17 protein-coding genes are annotated in these 21,914 nt (G+C 34.4%); 11 read left to right on the plus strand and 6 right to left on the minus strand.

Annotation, left to right across the window (positions count from 1 at the left end; translation table 11 throughout):
• Nucleotides 1-108: 108 nt before the first annotated feature.
• On the minus strand, nt 109-495 hold the full coding sequence (locus tag J8M14_RS21505) for a S4 domain-containing protein (protein ID WP_211076889.1): 387 nt from the start codon (nt 493-495) through the stop codon (nt 109-111).
• 89 nt (nt 496-584) lie between these two features.
• On the opposite strand from J8M14_RS21505, the gene J8M14_RS21510 reads away from it, so the two are divergent.
• Nucleotides 585-1,811 carry a hypothetical protein gene (locus J8M14_RS21510; protein WP_211076890.1) on the plus strand — a complete coding sequence of 409 codons (1,227 nt, stop codon included), beginning with the start codon at nt 585-587 and terminating at the stop codon, nt 1,809-1,811.
• A gap of 124 nt (nt 1,812-1,935) precedes the next feature.
• Here J8M14_RS21510 and J8M14_RS21515 read toward each other — a convergent pair whose 3' ends face one another.
• Both J8M14_RS21515 and J8M14_RS21520 read right to left on the minus strand, forming a co-directional pair.
• The gene (locus J8M14_RS21515; protein ID WP_211076891.1) at nt 1,936-2,889 is read right to left on the minus strand and encodes a transketolase C-terminal domain-containing protein; all 954 of its coding nucleotides are present in this window, start codon (nt 2,887-2,889) and stop codon (nt 1,936-1,938) included.
• 21 nt (nt 2,890-2,910) lie between these two features.
• Nucleotides 2,911-3,756, minus strand: a complete 846-nt coding sequence (locus J8M14_RS21520; RefSeq protein ID WP_211076892.1) for a transketolase — start codon at nt 3,754-3,756, stop codon at nt 2,911-2,913.
• 176 nt (nt 3,757-3,932) lie between these two features.
• Between J8M14_RS21520 and tgt the strand changes: the two genes are divergently transcribed.
• From tgt to J8M14_RS21565, 9 genes are all read left to right on the plus strand, one after another.
• Nucleotides 3,933-5,063, plus strand: coding sequence for a tRNA guanosine(34) transglycosylase Tgt (gene tgt / locus J8M14_RS21525; protein WP_211076893.1), 1,131 nt, complete (start codon nt 3,933-3,935; stop codon nt 5,061-5,063).
• Between the two features lies 1 nt (nt 5,064).
• Nucleotides 5,065-6,141 carry an LptF/LptG family permease gene (locus J8M14_RS21530; RefSeq protein ID WP_211076894.1) on the plus strand — a complete coding sequence of 359 codons (1,077 nt, stop codon included), beginning with the start codon at nt 5,065-5,067 and terminating at the stop codon, nt 6,139-6,141.
• The gene (locus tag J8M14_RS21535) at nt 6,128-7,060 is read left to right on the plus strand and encodes a DMT family transporter (RefSeq protein ID WP_211076895.1); all 933 of its coding nucleotides are present in this window, start codon (nt 6,128-6,130) and stop codon (nt 7,058-7,060) included. Before J8M14_RS21530 ends, J8M14_RS21535 begins: the two co-directional genes overlap by 14 nt.
• Nucleotides 7,061-7,111: 51 nt before the next feature.
• Complete coding sequence (locus J8M14_RS21540) at nt 7,112-8,065, plus strand: acetyl-CoA carboxylase carboxyltransferase subunit alpha (RefSeq protein ID WP_211076896.1); 954 nt, start codon at nt 7,112-7,114, stop codon at nt 8,063-8,065.
• Nucleotides 8,066-8,234: 169 nt separating this feature from the next.
• Entirely contained in the window at nt 8,235-9,779 is a 1,545-nt protein-coding gene (gene dnaB / locus J8M14_RS21545; RefSeq protein WP_211076897.1) for a replicative DNA helicase, read from the plus strand.
• Nucleotides 9,757-11,079 (plus strand): asparagine synthetase B, encoded by a 1,323-nt coding sequence (locus tag J8M14_RS21550; RefSeq protein ID WP_247672736.1) that lies wholly within the window; start codon nt 9,757-9,759, stop codon nt 11,077-11,079. The genes dnaB and J8M14_RS21550 overlap by 23 nt, the downstream gene beginning before the upstream one ends.
• Nucleotides 11,080-11,147: 68 nt before the next feature.
• Nucleotides 11,148-11,957 (plus strand): DUF6503 family protein, encoded by an 810-nt coding sequence (locus J8M14_RS21555; RefSeq protein ID WP_211076898.1) that lies wholly within the window; start codon nt 11,148-11,150, stop codon nt 11,955-11,957.
• A 265-nt stretch (nt 11,958-12,222) separates the two neighbouring features.
• On the plus strand, nt 12,223-13,347 hold the full coding sequence (locus J8M14_RS21560; RefSeq protein WP_211076899.1) for an alanine--glyoxylate aminotransferase family protein: 1,125 nt from the start codon (nt 12,223-12,225) through the stop codon (nt 13,345-13,347).
• A 70-nt stretch (nt 13,348-13,417) separates the two neighbouring features.
• On the plus strand, nt 13,418-14,683 hold the full coding sequence (locus J8M14_RS21565) for a TlpA disulfide reductase family protein (protein ID WP_211076900.1): 1,266 nt from the start codon (nt 13,418-13,420) through the stop codon (nt 14,681-14,683).
• A gap of 149 nt (nt 14,684-14,832) precedes the next feature.
• On the opposite strand, the gene J8M14_RS21570 is transcribed toward J8M14_RS21565, so the two are convergent.
• The 3 genes from J8M14_RS21570 to J8M14_RS21580 form a co-directional block, all read right to left on the minus strand.
• Nucleotides 14,833-16,122 carry an amidohydrolase family protein gene (locus J8M14_RS21570; protein WP_211076901.1) on the minus strand — a complete coding sequence of 430 codons (1,290 nt, stop codon included), beginning with the start codon at nt 16,120-16,122 and terminating at the stop codon, nt 14,833-14,835.
• 16 nt (nt 16,123-16,138) lie between these two features.
• Nucleotides 16,139-19,132: an amidohydrolase family protein gene (locus J8M14_RS21575; protein ID WP_211076902.1), complete on the minus strand. Its 2,994-nt coding sequence runs from the start codon at nt 19,130-19,132 to the stop codon at nt 16,139-16,141.
• A gap of 89 nt (nt 19,133-19,221) precedes the next feature.
• Entirely contained in the window at nt 19,222-20,397 is a 1,176-nt protein-coding gene (locus J8M14_RS21580; RefSeq protein WP_348772863.1) for a DUF3810 domain-containing protein, read from the minus strand.
• Here J8M14_RS21580 and J8M14_RS21585 point away from each other — a divergent pair.
• Entirely contained in the window at nt 20,396-21,856 is a 1,461-nt protein-coding gene (locus tag J8M14_RS21585; RefSeq protein WP_211076903.1) for an aminoacyl-histidine dipeptidase, read from the plus strand. The genes J8M14_RS21580 and J8M14_RS21585 overlap by 2 nt on opposite strands.
• Nucleotides 21,857-21,914: the final 58 nt, after the last annotated feature.

Genomic DNA, 21,914 nt, shown 5'->3' on the forward strand with positions numbered 1-21,914 from the left:
GCTTTAGAATATTGAAAACACCATTAGTGTTGGATCTATTATGAATTCTCAAAGATAAAAAAGAGTTTGTTACTCTTAATAACAGATATAACAAATTAAAAGCACAACTTATTCTTCTTCATCTTTAGTATCAGGTTCAAACCACTCGTCAATATCTCTACGATCTTTTTTTGTAGGTCTACCGGTACCTTTTTTGCGATAATAATCTTTAGAATATTTTAAAAGATCTAATTTTTGCAACGCTTCTTTTGGAGTAGTGTCTTTACGGTATATATCAACCAATTTAGCACCAACGCGATTGTCAGGTGTATCTAATACAACAAGTTCATAGTTTACTTGGTTTTTACGAACAGTAATTTTATCCATCGGATAAATTTCTCTAGAAGGTTTTATTAGATCATCATTGACTCTAACTTTACCTTCCTTACAGGCTTTAGTAGCTATACTTCTTGTTTTAAAGTATCGGATACACCATAAATATTTGTCAACTCGCATAAAAAAGTTTAAAAATGCGTTTTATATCTAAAAATAGTGAAACAAAAGTACAAGAAAATTGTATCTTGCGCCCTCAAAAAGTCAAAGAGATGAACTTAAGAAAATATTGTTACGCTACAGGATTTGCCATACTGGCATTATGTGCGTGTAATAACGATGATGATGATGGACCTACAACTATTCCTCCAAGAGACTTCACAACTCAACAAGCGGCTGAAGAAATAGTATTAAAAGATTATTTGGAAACGCATTTTTATACTAGGGTTAATGTAGATGTAAATGATGATGGTACTCCAGAATATGAAACGGTACATTTTGATACTATTGCCGGAGTTAATAGTGGAGAAGCTTCAATCATGAGTTCTGGTCTTTTAAGTACAAAAACAGTAACCAGAAATGATGTTGATTATACTTTATATATATTAAACTTAAATAGAGGTACCGATACTCCGGATGAAAAAAATCAACCAAAAGCTGCGGATTCTACTTTTCTTACTTATAGGGGAGAGGTTTTTTATGATAATCAGGATAGAGATGCAGATGGAATACCAGATATAGCGGACATAGATTCTAATGAAGATGGTAGTGCTTTAGGTGATGGAGAAGATCGTAGACCAGATGCAGATGATGACGGTATAGCGGATAATAGTGATGTAGATAACCCTGACTTAGCTTCAGAACCAGACTCCGATGGAGATGGTATCATTGATGATAAAGATCCTGTAGATAATAACGATCCTAATCGTCGAGTATTCGATAGTGCTATCACACCTGTGTGGTTTGATTTGGTTAGTGTTGTAAGTGGTTTCAGAGAAGCAACTGTCGACTTTTTTGGAGCAGTGGATGGTAATCCTGCATCTAATCCGGATGGAACAGTTACCTATAGTGGTTTTGGTAATTTTGTTGTGTTTATGCCATCAGGTTTGGCTTATTATGATAGACCACCTAATAGTCAAATTGCCGCATATGCTCCATTGATTTTTAATGTACAATTATATGATGTAAACGAATCTGATCATGATAGAGATGGTATACCTTCGTATTTAGAAGATTTAGATGGTGATGGATTAGTTATAGATAATGATGATAATACCGATGGTGATAGTTCACCAAATTATTTTGACCTGGATGATGATGGAGATCGAGTTCCAACAGCTGATGAGGTTACCTTTGTTGGAGATTTAAACAATGATGGATCAATAGATATTAATCAAGATATTCCTTTAGATCAAAGAGAAATTATTTTCTATGATGATGATGGTGATGGAGTTTGGAATCATTTAGACGCTGATGATAGAGAGTTCAAGAATAATTAAATCAATTTAGTTATATACAAATAAAAAAACTCCGGTCTTGCCGGAGTTTTTTATATCTTCTTTTTGACAAGAAACAAAAAAGCTTTCAGATATCTGAAAGCTTTTTATTTATAAAGTAATGAACTTATTTTCTTTTTATAACTTTTTCTACTGCATTAACTATAGCTGCAGCATTTAAACCATATTTTTCCATAAGTTGTTCTGGAGTACCACTTTCTCCAAAAGTATCATTGGTAGCAATAAATTCTTGAGGTACTGGTAGGTTTTTTACTAAAACTCTAGAAACACTTTCTCCTAACCCTCCTAAGAAGTTATGTTCTTCAGCAGTTACAACACAACCTGTTTTCTTTACAGAATTAAGAATTGCTTCTTCGTCTAGAGGTTTTATAGTATGTATATTGATCACATCTGCAGTGATACCATTTTCGTTTAGGGTTTCTGCAGCTCGCAATGCTTCCCATACCAAGTGACCTGTTGCTACAATAGTAACATCATTACCTTCTTGAAGCTGCACTGCTTTTCCGATTTCGAATTTTTGATCCTCTGCAGTAAAGTTAGCCACTTTTGGTCTTCCGAAACGTAAATAAACTGGTCCTTCATGGTCTGCAATAGCAATTGTAGCTGCTTTGGTCTGATTATAATCACAGGTATTGATTACAGTCATTCCTGGAAGCATTTTCATTAAACCAATATCTTCAAGAATCTGATGCGTAGCCCCATCCTCTCCAAGAGTTAAACCTGCATGTGAAGCACAGATTTTTACATTTTTTCCACTATAAGCGATAGATTGACGAATTTGGTCATATACGCGTCCTGTAGAAAAGTTAGCAAATGTCCCTGTAAAAGGAATTTTACCACCAATTGTCAATCCAGCTGCAATACCCATCATATTTGCTTCAGCAATTCCAACCTGAAAAAAACGTTCTGGATTATTAGCTATAAAGGCATCCATTTTTAGAGAACCGATAAGATCGGCACATAATGCAACCACATTCTCATTTGTTTTTCCTAAAACTTCCAAACCAGCTCCAAAGCCTGAACGTGTATCCTTTTTTCCTGTGTCTATATATTTTTTCATTTTCTTTTTAGTTTGGATAAATTAGTAATCCCCAAGAGTTTCTGGATTTTGTTCTAAACCTATTGCTAACTGCTCATCGTTTGGAGCTTTTCCATGCCAAGCGTGTGTGTGCATCATAAAATCTACACCATTACCCATAACAGTATGCAATAATACGCAAACAGGTTTTCCTTTTCCGGTTTTACTTTTAGCTTCCTTTAAGCCTTCAATAACAGCAGTAATATTATTACCTTCTTTGATTTCTAATACATCCCAGCCAAATGCTTCAAATTTGCCTTTGATACTTCCCATTGGCAAAACATCATCTGTGGAACCGTCAATTTGTTGCCCATTAAGATCAATTGTAGAAATAAGATTATCTACTTTTTTTGCAGAGGCATACATAATTGCTTCCCAATTCTGACCTTCTTGAAGTTCACCATCACCATGTAAACTATATACTATGTGATTATCATTGTTAAGTTTTTTTGCTTGTGCAGCTCCTATGGCAACAGACATTCCTTGGCCCAATGAACCCGAAGCGATCCTTACACCAGGTAAGCCTTCATGTGTTGTTGGGTGTCCTTGCAAACGAGAGTCAATTAATCTAAAAGTATTTAACTCCTCAACCGGAAAATATCCGCTACGGGCTAATACACTATAGAAAACAGGTGAGATATGACCATTCGAAAGGAAGAAAAGGTCTTCACCTATTCCATCCATATCAAATCCATCTTTTCTATCCATTATTTCTTGATAGAGTGCTACAAAAAATTCTGTACAACCCAAAGAACCTCCTGGGTGCCCTGAATTTACTTTATGTACCTGACGCAAAATATCTCTGCGTACTTGTGTTACAAAATCCTCTAATTGTTGTGTTTTTGGCATTATGATGCTAGTTATCTTTTAATAAAGGCTCAAAAATACAGGTTTTGTATACTGTGGCAAAATGTCTGGATAGCTTTTAATTAAGAAAGTGTTGTTAATAACGAAAAGTTTTCGAAAACAAGGATCTATCAAAGTAATTTTAGTTAGTTATCTTTGCGCTCGATGAAATAGAAACTATGCAATTTGACCTTTTATCAAAAGATCCTGAGAGTAAAGCCAGAGCTGGAAAAATCACTACAGATCATGGAGTAATAGAAACTCCTATTTTTATGCCAGTAGGTACAGTAGCAACCGTAAAAGGCGTACATCAAAGAGAATTAAAAAATGATATAAACCCAGATATTATTTTGGGTAATACATATCATTTATATCTAAGACCACAAACTCCGATACTGGAAAAAGCTGGAGGATTGCATAAGTTTATGAATTGGGATCGTAATATTCTTACCGATAGTGGAGGATATCAAGTATATTCTTTGTCTGCTAACAGAAAGATTAAAGAAGAAGGAGTGAAATTTAAATCTCATATTGATGGTTCTACTCATTTTTTTACTCCAGAGAATGTAATGGAAATTCAGCGCACTATCGGAGCTGATATTATTATGGCTTTTGATGAGTGTACTCCATATCCTTGTGATTATCAATATGCCAAACGTAGTATGCACATGACACATAGGTGGTTAGATCGTTGTATGCAACATTTGGATAAAATACCTGTTAAATATGGATATGATCAGACATTTTTTCCGATAGTGCAAGGTAGTACCTATAAAGACCTTAGAAAACAATCTGCAGAATACATAGCAAATGCAGGTGCTAAAGGTAATGCAATAGGAGGATTGTCGGTAGGAGAACCTGCAGAAGAGATGTATGCTATGACAGAAGTGGTAACTGATATTTTGCCGGAAGATAAGCCGCGTTACCTTATGGGAGTAGGTACACCCATTAATATTTTAGAAAATATTGCGTTAGGTGTTGATATGTTTGATTGTGTAATGCCTACCCGTAATGGGCGAAATGGAATGTTGTTTACAGCGCACGGAACCATTAATATTAAGAATCAGAAATGGAAAGATGATTTTTCTCCAATTGATGAGATGGGAATTACGTTTGTAGATACAGAATATTCAAAAGCATATTTAAAGCATCTTTTTACAGTTAATGAGATGTTGGGAAGACAAATAGCAACTATTCATAATCTTGGATTCTATCTATGGTTGGTTCGCGAAGCAAGAAAACATATCTTAGCTGGAGATTTTTATTCCTGGAAGAATCTGATGGTTAAACAAATGGATAAAAGGTTATAGTTTGAAAATATTAGACTGGTACATACTTAAAAGATATCTGGGTACATTCTTTACCATGATTCTTCTATTTATACCTATAGGAATTATTGTAGATGTTTCTGAGAAGATAGATAATATGCTGAAGAACGATGTTCCATTTAATGCTATTGTAACATACTATCTTGATTTTACAGTTTATTTTGCAAATCTTCTATTTCCTCTTTTTGTATTTCTTTCAGTAATTTGGTTTACTTCTAAATTAGCTAATAAAACTGAAATTATTGCTTTTCTGAGTTCTGGAGTTTCTTTCTGGAGATTTCTAAGGCCTTATATGATTGGAGCAGTTATAATATGTGTTGGTGCCTTAGCAATGGGATTGTTTTTGGCGCCAAAAGCTAGTCAAGGGTTTAATGAATTTAAGTATACTCATCTCAAAAAACATAAAAAAGTACAAGAAACTAGAAATGTTTATAGGCAGTTAAATGATAGTATATTTTTATATGCAAATAATTTTCAACCATTAAAGAAATCTGCGACCAACTTTACCTTAGAATATTTTGATGGTAATAGATTAGATACTAAGATTTCTGCAAGAAAGATTACTTTTATAGAAAAAGATAGTATATACGAGTTAAGGGATTTTGTAAAAAGAACAGTATTAGAGGATAGTGATATTATAGAAAGAGCAAGGAAAAAGGACACTATTTTACCTTTTAATATAGATGAATTTACGCCTGTGACCTATGTTGCTGAAACTCTTAATTATACAGAGTTAAATAAATTTATTAAGAAAGAAAGTAAAAGAGGGTCTTCTGATGTTAATAGATATAAAGTGGTCGCCTATAAGCGATGGAGTATTCCTATTTCTGCATTCATTCTTACGGTTATAGGTGTTGCCGTTTCTTCTATGAAAAGAAGAGGAGGAATGGGGGTCAATCTCGCAGTAGGGATATCATTAGCATTTGTATTTATCTTTTTTGATAAAGTATTAGGTACTTTGGCCAATCAGTCAGATTTTCCTCCAATAGTTGCGGTATGGTTTCCGAATTTCACTTTTGGAATTTTAGCAATTTATCTTTTATATAATGCCAAACGCTAAACTTCAAAATTATTTTCATCTACATTTCATTATATTTATATGGGGATTTACTGCAATACTCGGAGAATTAATATCTATTGATGCTTTGCCTTTAGTTTGGTATAGAATGCTACTAGCTTCTGGGTTTATCTACTTATTTATTTATTTCAGAAAAATTTCTTTAGTAGTTACTAGAAAGCTATTTATTACCCTTTTTATAGCAGGAATAGTTATTGCGCTTCATTGGATTACTTTTTTCGCTGCCATTAAGGTTTCTAATGTATCAATTACGTTAGCGCTTTTATCTACAGGAGCATTTTTTACTTCAATTTTAGAACCTATTTTTTATAAACGAAAAGTGATTTGGTACGAAATCCTTTTTGGAGTATTGGTTATTGTAGGTTTATATATAATTTTTAAAGTTGAAGGAGATTATTTTTTGGGGATAGTGTATGCCCTGTGTTCGGCTTTTTTATCATCAGTATTCTCCTTGATGAATGGTAAAATTGCGCAACAATATAACCCGTCAATGATTTCTTTTTATGAATTATTAAGTGGAGTAGGAGTTGTAACTCTTTATCTACTAGGAATTACTTTTTTTGGTAATCAAACAGAAGGTTTTTCCATTGCTTTTTTTCAATTATCATCTTCAGATTGGCTTTATATGCTGCTACTAGCCTCGGTATGTACGGCATATGCATTTATTGGTTCTGTACAAGTAATGAAGTATTTAAGCCCTTATACTGTGATGCTTACAATTAATTTAGAACCGGTTTATGGTATTATATTAGCATTTTTGATTTTTGGAGATTCAGAAAAAATGAATCCTGGATTTTACTATGGAGCTTTGATTATACTTAGCACTGTAATCTTGAACGGAATATTCAAAAATGTGAAAAAAAGAAAAAGAGACGTAACTTTGCATAACAATACGAAGTAAAGTTTTTATATTTGTCAGCTAACCCTAGTTAAAATAAATATATTCTTAATTATGGAATATTTAGAATTTGAACTCCCTATTAAAGAGCTCGAAGAACAATTTGAAAAAGCTTGCGCAATTGGCGAAGAGAGTGAAGTAGATGTTACAGATACCTGCAAGCAGATAGAGAAAAAACTGAAAGACACCAAAAAGGAAATTTATAAAAACCTTACTCCTTGGCAGCGAGTTCAGCTATCGAGGCATCCATCCAGGCCATATACATTAGATTATATAGATGCCATTTGTGGAGAATCGTTTTTAGAACTACACGGTGACAGAAATGTAAAAGATGATAAGGCAATGATTGGCGGTCTGGGTAAGATTGGCAATCAGAGCTTTATGTTTGTAGGTCAACAAAAAGGATATAATACTAAGACAAGGCAGTATCGTAATTTTGGTATGGCAAATCCTGAAGGATATCGCAAAGCACTTCGTCTGATGAAGAGTGCAGAGAAATTTGGGATTCCTGTAGTGTGTTTTGTTGATACTCCGGGAGCCTATCCGGGACTAGAAGCAGAAGAAAGAGGACAAGGAGAAGCAATTGCTCGAAATATTCTGGAAATGACAAGGCTTAAAGTTCCTATTACTGTAGTTATTATAGGAGAAGGAGCTAGTGGCGGAGCATTAGGTATAGGTGTTGGTGATAAAGTTCTAATGCTAGAAAATACTTGGTATTCTGTAATTTCCCCAGAATCTTGTTCATCTATTCTTTGGAGGAGTTGGGAGTTTAAAGAACAAGCTGCAGAAGCGCTTAAGCTTACAGCTACAGATATGAAAAAGCAAAAGCTTATCGACGAGATTGTCAAGGAACCTTTAGGCGGAGCACATAGTGATAGAGAAAAAATATTCAAAACTGTTAGAGATAAGATTCTTGCAACTTTTGATGAATTAAAAAACTTATCACCAGAAGAACTTGTCGAAAAACGCATGGACAAATATGCAGAGATGGGAGTCTTTAAAGGATAACCCTTAAAAAATCACTTGCTAACTAAATCTGAAGTTTCGTGCTTCAGGTTTTTTTTATGCTTATTAACAATAAAAATTACTTATTAACAGTTCATTTGTTAAGGACTGGTGAACATTCGTACCTTTGTATTTAGGTACATCTCTTTACAATTTTTTTACATTCGTAGTCATGGAAAAAGTACAGCAAGCTCAACAGAAGAGTTACGGTCGGGGGAACGTAATCTCGCTTGAGAAAGGAAAAATACCCCCTCAAGCAGTTGATTTAGAGGAAGTTGTGCTTGGGGCAATGATGATTGATAAAAAAGGAGTTGATGAAATTATTGATATACTTAACCCCGATGTTTTTTATCGAGAAGCGCATCAATACATATTCGAAGCGATATTTAAACTCTTCGAAAACTCCGAACCAATAGACTTATTAACGGTTTCTAGCCAACTTAAGAAGGATTCAAGGCTAGAGCTTGCCGGAGGTGATTATTATTTGATTCAATTGACTCAAAAAGTAGCATCTTCAGCACATATTGAGTTTCATGCTAGGATAATTCTTCAGAAATATATTCAACGTAGTTTGATTAAAATATCAAATGAAATTATTGAAGAGTCTTATGATGAGACTACAGATGTTTTTGATCTGTTGGATATGGCAGAATCCAGGTTATATGAAGTAACCCAGGGAAATATTAAAAGATCAACAGAAACTGCACAGAATCTTGTTATTCAAGCAAAGAAAAAGATTCAGGAAATTTCTAACAAAGAAGGTTTAAGTGGAATCCCGTCTGGTTTTGATAAATTGGATAAACTTACTTCAGGCTGGCAGCCTAGTGATTTGATCATTGTGGCTGCCCGTCCGGGTATGGGTAAAACGGCTTTAACGCTTTCGATGGCTAGAAATATGGCAGTTGGGCAGAATATACCTGTGGCTTTCTTCTCACTGGAGATGTCTTCCGTGCAATTAATTACTCGTTTGATCTCTTCAGAAACAGGTTTGTCTTCAGAAAAGTTACGTACCGGTAAACTCGAAAAGCACGAGTGGGAACAGCTTAATGTCAAAGTAAAAGATCTTGAAAAAGCACCGTTATTTATAGATGACACTCCTTCTTTATCTATTTTTGACCTGAGAGCAAAAGCACGTCGTCTTTCTTCTCAGCACGGTATAAGAATGATCGTTATTGATTATTTGCAATTAATGACAGCTGGAGGATCTGGTAAGAACGGTAACCGGGAGCAAGAGATTTCTACGATTTCTCGTAACCTGAAAGCTTTGGCAAAAGAATTGAATGTTCCTGTAATTGCATTATCACAGTTATCGCGTGCTGTAGAAACTCGTGGAGGTAGTAAAAGACCACTGCTTAGTGACCTTCGTGAATCTGGAGCGATTGAACAGGATGCAGATATTGTATCATTTATTTACCGACCAGAATATTATAAAATTGATGAATGGGATGATGAGGAAAGATCTCCAACCCAAGGTCAAGGAGAATTTATTGTTGCTAAACACCGTAATGGTGGATTAGAGAATATTAGGTTAAAATTTATTGGTCACTTGGGTAAATTTGATAACTTAGATGACTTTAGCACTCCTTTCGAGTTTCATTCTAAAATGAATGAAGGTGAAGAAGATGAACCATTTAATACTGGACATCTTCCAAGCGCGGATGAAGCTTTTGGGAGTAGCATAAATGATTCTAATGATGATGACGAAGTTCCTTTCTAAAATAAAGCTGTGTTTTAATGATGTTTTTACATTAAAAATACCTGTACGGTCTGTTGTAGTTGGTTTAATATTTTTATTTGCTACCCAATCCTATGCGTCCTATGTTTTGATTCCGATGGATGTTGAAGGTCAGCAGAATCATCTCAAAGCATATGGAATTACATATTGGACCTTAAGCAAAGATCTAAAGGTTAAATGGTTGCTCAATTATAGGGGAGGATCTTTTTTATTGCCTGATACCGATGCGATTAGGAAAGAATGTACTATTAGAGGAGTATCATATGAAGTTTTAAGCGATACAGAAACTGCTGGAATTCTGGAAGAAATTAGTAGTCCATCTCAAAATATGGAAGCAGTAGTTCTGGAGAAAGCTCCTAAAATTGCAGTATATTCTCCTAAAGGAAACCAACCTTGGGATGATGCAGTAACGATGGTCTTGACTTTTGCAGAAATCCCTTATGAAACTATATATGATCAAGAGGTTTTAGAAGATAATCTAATTCTATATGATTGGTTACACTTACATCATGAAGATTTTACTGGGCAGTATGGTAAATTTTATGCGACGTATCGTGCACATCCATGGTATATCAAGGAAAAGGCAGCTGCCGAAAAGCTAGCAAAGAGTTTGGGCTATTCTAAAGTTTCTGAAGAAAAATTAGCCGTAGCTCTTAAAATACGTGATTATGTAGTAGGTGGAGGTTTTATGTTTGCAATGTGTAGTGCCACAGATAGTTTTGAGATAGCTTTAGCAGCGGAGGGAGTGGATATTTGTGAACCAATGTTTGATGGAGATCCTAGCGAACCGGGATATCAATCTAAAATAAATTATAGTAAAACTTTTGCGTTTAAAGATTTTACATTAGAACGCAGTCCAAATGTATATGAGTTTTCTTCAATAGATATGACGAGAAATCGACGTATTTCTAAAACCACAGATTACTTTACTTTGATGGATTTTTCTGCAAAGTGGGACCCTATTCCTACCATGTTGTGTCAGAACCATACAGCTTTGGTAAAAGGTTTTATGGGACAAACTACAGCATATAACCCAAATGAAATTAAGTCTAATGTTTTGATTTTAGGTGAAAATAAAACCAATAACGAAGCTAGATATATCCATGGAATTAAAGGTAAAGGATTCTTTACTTTCTATGGAGGACATGATCCTGAAGATTATACACATAGAGTTGGTGATCCTAAGACCGAATTAGAGCTTCATCCTAATTCTCCGGGATACCGTTTGATTTTAAATAATGTACTTTTTCCAGCTGCCAAAAAGAAAAAGCAAAAAACTTGATACATTGTAAGGTTATTTAGATAATACGACTATATCTTCTTAAAAAATAAATCATAACCTTAATTGAAATGAAAAAACTGATCACATTATTTTTAATGCTCTTGGTTTTAATTTCTTGTAAACAAGAAACGAAATCTGAAAACACAACTGAAATTAAAGAGGAACTAAAAGAAGAAGTAATAGTAGATAGATCAAATAGCTTTCCTAAAGATATTGCTGCCGTTTTTAAAGCTCATGGCGGAATTCAAGCTTTTGATCAGATGAATACTTTGGTTTTTGAATTAAGTAACCCAGAGGGGAACGAAAAACATACTACTAATCTCAAAACTCGCCATGCAAGGGTAGAAACGGATAAATTTGTTTTAGGGTTTGATGGTAAAGAAGTGTGGATAGAGCAAGACTCTACATATTTTAAAGGTAATCCTCGTTTTTATCATAACCTAATGTTTTATTTTTATGCAATGCCATTTGTACTTGGTGATGATGGTATTACATATGAAAAAGTAGAAGATCTTAAGGTAGGAGATCAAACCTATCCAGGCTATAAAATATCTTATGCTGAAGGAGTAGGTGATTCTCCAAAAGATAATTACTTCCTGTATTATGATGCTAAATCATATCAAATGAAATACTTAGGGTATACCGTAACTTTTTTCAGTAAAGAAAGTAGTGAGAAAATAAGCTTGATAGAGTATGCGGATTGGAATGATGTTAATGGGTTATTATTGCCTAAAACATTAAAATGGAGAACATATAAAAATGGAATAGTAGAGGAAGTCAAAAGTGAGAGGAATTTTGTAGATGCTAAGGCTAGTAAAGATAAGCCTACGTATTCTTTATTCAAGAAACCTACTATTGAAAAAGGAGGGACACTTTAATAAGAGCTAACTAAAAATTTTATAAATCCCCTTAATGATTTTCATTGAGGGGATTTCTTATTAGGGGTTAGATTTTTTTTGACAAAAATAAAGCTGCTTTTTTCAAAATAACACAATCTATTACTGATTAGTAGTTCTAGGATTGTCAAATTGATAATATACAGGTGTTTTTTTCTTTACGTGCCGTTTCGGTTTAAATAGAACTTTTTTTAATTATTTATTTTTACGAAAACGATATAGTAGATTAAATAATAAAACCAGATTTATGTATAAAGAACTTAACACAAGTAATAGAATTCTTATGGGACCCGGACCTTCTGATGCCAATCCTAGGGTACTTAAAGCCATGTCTACACCATTAATTGGTCATCTCGATCCCGAATTTGTTACCATTATGGATGAAGTGAAAACAATGGTGCAAGACACATTCCTTACTAAGAATAATTTAACTTTTGTTGTATCTGCTCCAGGTAGTGCCGGTATGGAGACCTGTTTGGTCAACCTTTTGGAACCAAGTGATGAAGTGATTATTTGTATTAATGGAGTTTTTGGGGGAAGAATGGCAGACATTGCCGAACGTTGTGGGGCAATTGTTCATAAAGTTGAAGTGGAATGGGGAAGAGTGATCGAGCCGGATGATATTAAAAAGGTACTTGATAAATGCCCAAATCCAAAATTAGTAGCGTTAGTTCATGCTGAAACTTCTACAGGTGCTTTACAACCAATAAAGGAGATCAGTGATTTGGTACATAATGCTGGTGGCTTGTTAATGGTGGATGCAGTTACTTCGTACTGTGGTATGGAATTGAGAGTTGACGATTGGAATATCGATGCAATCTATACTGGGACTCAAAAAAACCTAAGTGCCCCTCCTGGATTATCACCAGTCAGTTTTTCGGATAGAGCAGTTAAGGTGCTGGAGAATCGTAAGACAAAAGTACAGAGTTGGTTTTTAGATTTGAGTTTAGTAAAAAACTATTGGGGTGGAGCTAAGCGAGCTTATCATCATACAGCACCGGTATCCTCGGTATTTGCGCTTAGAGAATCATTAAGAATAGTATTGGAAGAAGGATTAGAAAACCGATGGAAGCGTCATCAACAGGTACATCAGGTTTTAAAAACAAAATTAGAAAATCTAGGATTTAGGTATTTAGTAGAAGAACAATACAGATTACCAAACTTAAATTCTGTTTTCCTTCCTGAAGGAAATGATGAAGCACTTATAAGAAACAAGTTACTTAATAGTTATAATATCGAAGTAGGAGGAGGACTAGGAGCTTTTGCAGGTAAGATATGGAGGATTGGTATTATGGGTGAAAGTTGTACACTTAATCACGTTAACATGCTGATTAGCGCTCTTGACGATATGAAGGAGTTTCAAAATGGATAAAAAGACTTAAAAGTTGGTGTTAATTTCCAATTTCCTTATGTTTACCGGCTTAATCATTAAAATTGATCCCATGAGAAAACTATTATTGCTAATAATTATCCTTCCGTTTTTGTCCTGTAACCATAATAAAGATTCGAAAAGTGTTTCTGAAACAGAAGATTTTTCTGTTGTATTGAGCGAAAAAATCGATTCTGGAGGAATGTCAGCACGTCCTTTTAAAATATTAGATTCTATTCCAAAAGAATTATCCGGAGTACCTAAGTTAGATACTATGAAACTTCAGTATTTTACTTTCAGAAGTGCTCTTAGCCCGGATTCTATATCACCTAATAAGATATATGCATATTCCGGATATGAAAATGGAAAGTATTTTTTAGCATATGATCTTAATTTTAATAAAGATTTGAGTGATGATCAAAAACATTATTTTGATCGTCAATTCGGTAAATGGAAAATGAGTATTAATTATGGTAAGGATGTAAAATATGATACCCTGGATTACTCTGAATATAAAGAAAACAAAATAAGGAATAGTAGCTTGGTTTACAAGGTAATTCCAAATAATGGTACCATTCGCAAACCCGATGATTCGATGTATACTGATCTTGTAATAATCATGCAAGCTTATGATCACTGGTGGAATGGGGTTTTTACTTTAGAAGAAAAAGACTACAAAATTTCCGCTAACCCTGGTCCTCTAGGCGTTTCATTTGCAGTTGCTAAGCAAAATGAAGATTTTCTAACTTATTCGGATTATAATTTTGTTGAGACAAAACTTAAAGATACGGTTCAAATTGCAGATTCATATTTTAGTATAGATAGTATTACTTCAGATTTCTCGGAATTGTTTTTTAAAGATTTAAAGATTAAAGAAAAACCACACGGGTATACTGAAGGAGATAATATAAAAGACTTGAAGTTTAATGACCTAAAATACCAATCTACTAGCTTTTCCAAACAGATATCACAAAAGGAATATTTACTAATAGATTTTTGGGGAACCTGGTGTGCACCTTGTTTAAAACTTAATCCAGAAGTTATAAAACTTAATAATGATTATTCTGATCGTCTTTCAATTTTAAGTTTTGCATATGATGATGAAAGAGGTGAAGTTTTTGAGCACATTAAAGAATATCAAATGAAATGGAATCATGTCTTCTTACAAAGAGATTTAAAAGGGGGGTTAGAGAAATATCCTAAAATTTTAAAAGATCTTAAAATTGATGCATTTCCAACATTTATTTTGCTGGACAAAGATCTGAATATCCTTGTTAGAGGAACAGGGGTGGAGGCATTAGAAAAGACAAAAGAAATTCTGACGGTAAAGCAATCATAAAAATAAAACCCCATCAACTACTTGTTGATGGGGTTTTATTTTCTTATTAGGTTTATAGCCGTAGTTCGCTACTCGCTATAACTAAAAAGTCTAAAAACTAGAAATCTGTTCTATGTTCGAGGTTTTCCCTCAGAGATTTTTACCTAATATTACTGACCATATTTATCACTATATCTTTTCCAAAGTTTAGTCTGATGACTTTCCAGGCTAATTTCACGACCTTGAATATATGCTTTTTCTAATTGATTGGTGCGCATATCGAGAGCATCTCCGCCACTGATAAAAAGAGTAGCGTCTTTACCAACTTCAAGAGTTCCGGTGATGTCATCAATACCTAAAATTTTAGCACTATTACCTGTGATTAATTGCAATGCTTTTTCTTTATCTAATCCGTGAGCTGCAACAGTACCTGCTTGAAAAGGAAGATTTCTAGCATTAGCACGTTCCATCTGTCCACTATTTTGTAAAGCGACCAATACACCTGCATCCATTAATAATTTTGCATTTTTATAGGGTTGATCATAATGGTCATCTTCATAACTTGGAGTAGTATGTGTTCTTTTTAATAACACAGCAATATTGCTATCCTTTAGCTCCTTTACTAATTTATAAGCTTCATCACCACCAATTATTACTACTTTTTTGATGTCGTATTCTTTAGAAAAAGCAATAACATCCAGAATAGCTTTTTCAGAACTTACATGGACAAATAAAGTTTGTGAATTATCAAAAACTTTTTTCATAGCCAGATGTGGAAGATTTTTATTAGAAGATTTTGACCTTATTGTAGCTTTTGCTTGATTGATAAAATCTTTAAACTCTGTAACCTGTTCTACATATTTTTTATTTGGTTTAAAACCAGAATCTTCACCTAACCACCATCTTCCTCTTGTATACGGGCTTGGCCAGTTCATGTGAATACCATCATCTATTTTTATAGCGGCATCTTCCCAGTTCCAGGCATCTAATTGAACAATAGAAGATGTTCCGGATATTCTTCCTCCTCTTGGGGTTACCTGAGCAATTAACACGCCATTAGGTCTCATGCTTTCTACAATTTTGCTTTCTGCGTTATAAGCAATAATACTTCGTATATGTGGATTGTAAGATCCTAGTTCACTATCATCATCTGTTGCTCTAACTGCACCAATTTCTACTAAACCTAGAGTGGAGTTAGGCGCTATGAATCCTGGATATATATGTTTTCCTCCTGCATTGATAGTTTTTCCTTGTGGGGGAACTTTTCCTTTTTCTCCAATAGCTTTTATTTTTCCTTTCTCAAAGATGATCACACTATCTTCTATGATTTCGCCATTGCCAATATGAGCTGTCGCTCCTGTTATAGTTATGGCCTCTGTTTGAACTTTTGCAGGAGTTTGTTGTGCTGTTACTTTTCCGACGAAAGAAACGAGTAATATTATATATACTATTTTTTTCATTTTTAGAATCTTTAATTTAATGAATGGTCTCAATAGTTTGACACTCAAAATTTTGCTTCTCTTTTTTCTTAGGAGGTTGAGTCTTAAGACCATTGTTTTTAGCCTTTAACATCATTGTGGAAAGCTTATTTCTTTCCTCAGCAATGGATTCCCTCATCATTTTGTCAATATTAAGATCAAAATAAGTCACTCCTTCAATCATTGTTTTTTCAGCCTTGGCATAAATAGAAAGTGGGTGATCAGTCCATAATACAAGATCTGCATCTTTACCTACCTTTATACTTCCCACACGCTTGTCTATATGAAGTAGTTTAGCAGGATTAAGTGTAACGAATTTTAGTGCGTCTTCTTCAGATACTCCACCGTATTTTACAGATTTCGCTGCTTCTTGATTAAGACGGCGAGACATTTCGGGATCATCACTGTTAATTGCAGTAACTACTCCTTGATTATGCATTATAGAAGCATTATAAGGAATCGCATCATTTACTTCATATTTATAAGCCCACCAATCGGAAAATGTAGATCCACCAACTCCGTGTTTCGCCATTTTATCAGCTACTTTGTATCCTTCTAGAATATGGGTGAAGGTATTTATTCTGAAGTTAAATTTTTCTGCAACCTTCATTAGCATATTTATTTCGCTTTGCACATAAGAGTGACAACTAATATAACGTCGACCATTAAGAACCTCAAGCAGGGTTTCCATTTCGATATCTTTACGATATTTTCCACTTTTTTTATTTTGACCATATTTTTTAGCACGTGAGAAGTAATCTGTATATACTTGCTCCACACCCATTCTAGTTTGTGGGAATCTATTATTAGCATTGCTACCCCAATTACTTTGTTTTACATTTTCTCCCAGCGCAAATTTGATAAACTTAGGAGAGTTTCTATAAATAAGATCTTCAGCACTCTTACCCCATTTTAATTTGATAATTGCTGAACGACCACCAATAGGATTAGCAGAACCATGTAGTATCTGTATAGAGGTAACTCCACCAGCTAGATTTCTATATATATTAATATCATCTGGTGAGACTACATCTTCGATAGTCACTTCGGCAGAAGAGTTATGTCCAGCTTCGTTAATAGCTGCTGCTGCAATATGAGAATGCTCATCAATAATACCTGCAGTCAAGTGTTTTCCTGTTGCATCAACAACTATGGCACCACGGGCTCTTAGATTTTTTCCAATAGCAGCGATTTTTCCATTCTTTACCAAAACGTCGGTTTGTTCCAAAATTCCTTTAGATTCATTGGTCCATACAGTAGCATTTTTGAATAAAGTAACTTTTGAAGTAGGTACTTTGGGATTGCCATAGGCAATGTTTGGATAAGTTATAGGTAGTACTTCAGGCTTTTCCTTTTTGTTAGATTTTTTCTTTTTATCGTCTTTTTTCGTCTCCTTCGGTTTCTTTTTAACCGTAAACGTAGTTTCAACTCCATTAGGGAGCACCGCTTTACCATTCCAAAGATCAGGACTATCCCCAATAGCAGTAACAACTCTTGTATATTCAATTTTGGTACTGTCTTCGCTAGTGAATGTAAGGGTCACCCAATCATCCTTATAATTAATTTTTGTTCCCAATGTGGTTTCACCAGATTTTACTTTAGCTTTTGGTTTTGCAGAAGTACCTGATATAGAAAGATTATATGTTTTTTCCGCTACAGTCAATTCATAACTTCCATTAATATCAGTTATGTTCATATTGTTTACCACATTTTTATGACCCTGAATCCAATTTTCATAAATAATATTGTCTTTGGTAAATAGTTCTCCTTTAGTAATAAGGAAATTGGCGTATGCCCCTTTTTTTATGCTTCCTAAAAGACTACTTTTCCCTAAAATCTGCGCAGGAATTGTAGTGAGGGCAGCCAGAGCAGTTTTCTTATTTAATCCGTGTTCGATAGCTTTTTCTATTCTACTTTTTAGATCAGATATTTTTTTGAGCTTATGAGTAGTAAAAGAAAAGGTAATACCATTTTTAGCCAATACCGAAGGGTTAGTGGGAGCTTGATTCCAATGACGCATATCTCCTAAACTCACCATATTGGCTAGGTAAGGATCAGATACATCATAAGCTTCAGGAAAGTCAAGTGGAATAATATATTTAGCATTTGTTGCTTTTACTTTATTAATTCTTGCATATTCATCACCTCCGCCTACAATTATATATTGTATTCCAGACTCATCCCCAACTTTATCAGCTCTGAAACCATTTAATCTACTTCCGGCTTCAAAGATTTGTGGTAAACCTTTATTCCGGTTTAAAGCCTCCAGCGTCAGATCTTTATTATCTGTATTACCTGAAGCATACCATTTAGAATCTAGATATACCTGGCGAAGTAATGCCATTGCCCCCATTAAAGATGTAGGGTATACTTGCTTACTTTTATTGCTTTTGGCGAAAGATAAAAACTGAGCGGATCGATCACTTAGTAATCGTTCACCTTCACTGCTCTTATTATTTAATGCAACTAAGGCGCCTGTTCCTCTTATAATACCATCTGGCATATGGGTATTGAGTACTCCGAACCCTTCTTTTACATATTCAGTAGCTTTTTTATCATCATATTTAAAATCAGTAAGGGCACTAACTTCTGGACGAATATGATCATTCCAGTAATAACCTTCTCTTCCGGCTTTCCATTGAGGTTGCTCATTAGAACTAAAGATATTACCTCCCTGTGCTTTGGGTTTTTTTATACCAAAACTGGTAAAAGGATCAATAAAAGAAGCATAAATATGCTTTCCTTTTAGGTCAATCACTACACTATTGTATGGAATTTTTAATGATGTTCCTACCTGTACAATTTTACCTTTTCGGATAATTAGAGTTCCTTTTTTGATTACTGTACTAGGGGTAGTGTGAATTGTTGCATTCTGAAATACGGTGTAGTTATCATTTGTGGTTTTAACTCCATCATTTTTAGGGAAATAATCCTGAGCCTGAAGGGTAAGACCACCACATATCACCGCAAGTGATAATAATAGTTTTCTCATTTGAATTGTGTAAAGTGTTCAATAGCCTTTAAAGATAGGGGTTGAGGGAGAAAGAGGTCGTTAATTAATAATATTTTAACAAACTAAAGCTACTCATGAAACGCAATAGGATTTGATTTAAAATAATTTACCAATAACGCAACCACGTAGCTATAAGTTTCCATACCATCTGGTTGGTTATTGACTTTTAGATAACTATCATATGTACTCTTAAAGATAGGTTCTAAAGGGTTTTCATAAGATTCCCAAAATTCATTAACCTCACGATAATTTTTTCGTATTCCTGGGCGAAGCTTTTCGATAAGGCAAATGGCTTTTTCTTCGTTGCGAAGGTATAAATCGTTTAAACAAAACTTTAAAGCAAAAGTGGCTCCACTGTAATTAAAGTATATATCATCATAATTTATAGTTGTCAGTGCGGCTATAAAATTAGCTTCATTTTCTTTGGCAAAACCTAGCTGATGCGCTTCTTCATGACAACTGGTGGTTGGAGCTTTATAATTAAGAATTAGCCCATTAACTTGGGCTTCATTAGTAATCGGATTTAAATAACCGCTAAACCCCATATAAGTCAATGGTATACTGAGTAGTGAGGTTTTTATACTTTTTGGGTGATAATCAAGATCCGGAAAAATATTATTTAGTTGTTGATATGCGGGTATAGTTTTCTTAAATACTTCATCTTTAGTGTATGGTATTTTAATAGCTAGAGAATCGATAGGCTCCAGCTTAGAATGAAGCGCATTAGCCTGGATGATTAATTTTTCAGACACGCTGATCAATTCGGCTTCAGTATATTGATCATCAAGGTTTAATATTTCGTGTAATGGAAGTCTGTAGTAGTTCATTCCCCAAAGAATATGAAAACTGGCATATACTATAGAAAGAGTAGCTCCAATATCGAGTAATACTTTTTTCCAGGCAATATTTCTTCGAAAAACCTTTAGAAATAAAAAACGAATTAATAAAATGATCAATACAGAATATAAAAGATCACCAAAGGAAAAAGGTAACCATCCAAATACATAACGTAGTGCTTTAGAAGTATAAGTAAAAAAACCATTACTGTAAAAACGCTCTATAAATTCCGGAAAAAAAGAAATTATTTGAATAAAAATGATCTGAACAGGAAGTAAGATCGAAAGATATAATTTTGTTTTGGATTGCATTTGTGTTAATATTCTGATAAACAAAACTACAACATTTGGAGCTTCATTTGATTTAAGATTATCATAATGTACATTTGCTGAAAATACAATATACATGAATTCAGAAATAAGAGCTCTTGAGCCTAAAACTCTTTGGAATAAATTTGCAGATCTTAATGAAGTACCTCGTCCATCAAAAAAAGAAGAACGAGTTATAGCTTTTATGAAAAACTTTGGTGAATCTCTTGGGTTAATTACTGAGGTTGATAAAGTTGGTAATGTGCTGATTAAAAAACCAGCAACACCTGGTATGGAAGATCGTAAAATTGTGGTGATGCAATCACATTTAGATATGGTACATCAGAAGAATGCTGATACAGATTTTGATTTTGATACGCAGGGTATAGAAATGTATGTAGATGGAGATTGGGTAATGGCAAAAGGAACTACCCTAGGAGCTGATAATGGACTGGGAGTAGCTACTATTATGGCTATCTTGGAATCTAAAGATATTGAGCATCCGGCAATTGAAGCTTTATTTACTATTGATGAAGAAACTGGTATGACTGGAGCAATGGGATTAGAAGGCGGTTGGTTACAAGGTGATATTTTACTTAATTTAGATACTGAAGAAGATGATGAAATTGGTGTAGGCTGTGCTGGAGGAATTGATGTAACTGCGAAACGAACTTATGAGGAAGAATCTGTCCCTGAAGGAAAAACTGCGTATACTATTTCTGTTACAGGACTAAATGGAGGGCATTCCGGAATGGATATTCATAAAGGATTGGGTAATGCCAATAGAATCATGAATCGTTTATTGTTTGATGGTTTTGAAAATTTTGGGATGCGAATTCATGAAATTAAAGGGGGGAGCTTACGTAATGCTATTCCTAGAGAAAGTTTTGCAACTATTGTAGTGGATACTATTCAAGCGGAGGCTTTTGAATTTGAGATTGGTGAGTTGTCTAAGATTATAGCAAGCGAGTTGGAAATTGTAGATGCTGGGCTTCAAATCGAAGTTAAAACTACGAGCATACCCGACAAGGTAATGGAATTAGGAGTGCAAGAAGGTGTTTTGAAAGCTGTATATGCTGCACATAATGGAGTATATACTATGAGCGCTTCGATAAAAGATCTTGTGGAAACGTCTAATAATATTGCCAAAGTCACTATAGGAACCGGTGAGATTACCATAGAATGTCTGACCCGTAGTAGTGTGGAGTCGTCAAAAATAGATATGGTTAATAAATTGAGAGCTACTTTTGAGCTAATAGGTTGCGAAGTAACCACTAGTGGTGATTATCCAGGTTGGGCACCTAACATGGATTCACCAATTCTTAAAGTAATGGATACTTTATATCAAAAGCTCAATGGAGAAAAAGCTCATGTAGCAGCTTGTCATGCTGGATTGGAATGTGGAATCCTGGGGCAAAACTATCCGGAGATGGATATGATCTCTTTTGGTCCAACTATTCTTGGAGCTCATTCTCCTGATGAACGAGCTAGTATTTCGTCAGTGCAGAAATATTGGAAGTTTGTAAAAGAAACGTTGAAGGAGATTCCAACAAAATAAACTTAAAAAAAATCCCAAATCAAGTCGATTTGGGATTTTTATCTTTTATAAGAAGGGA

Source organism: Aquimarina sp. MMG016 (genome assembly GCF_018100805.1).
Lineage (GTDB): Bacteria > Bacteroidota > Bacteroidia > Flavobacteriales > Flavobacteriaceae > Aquimarina.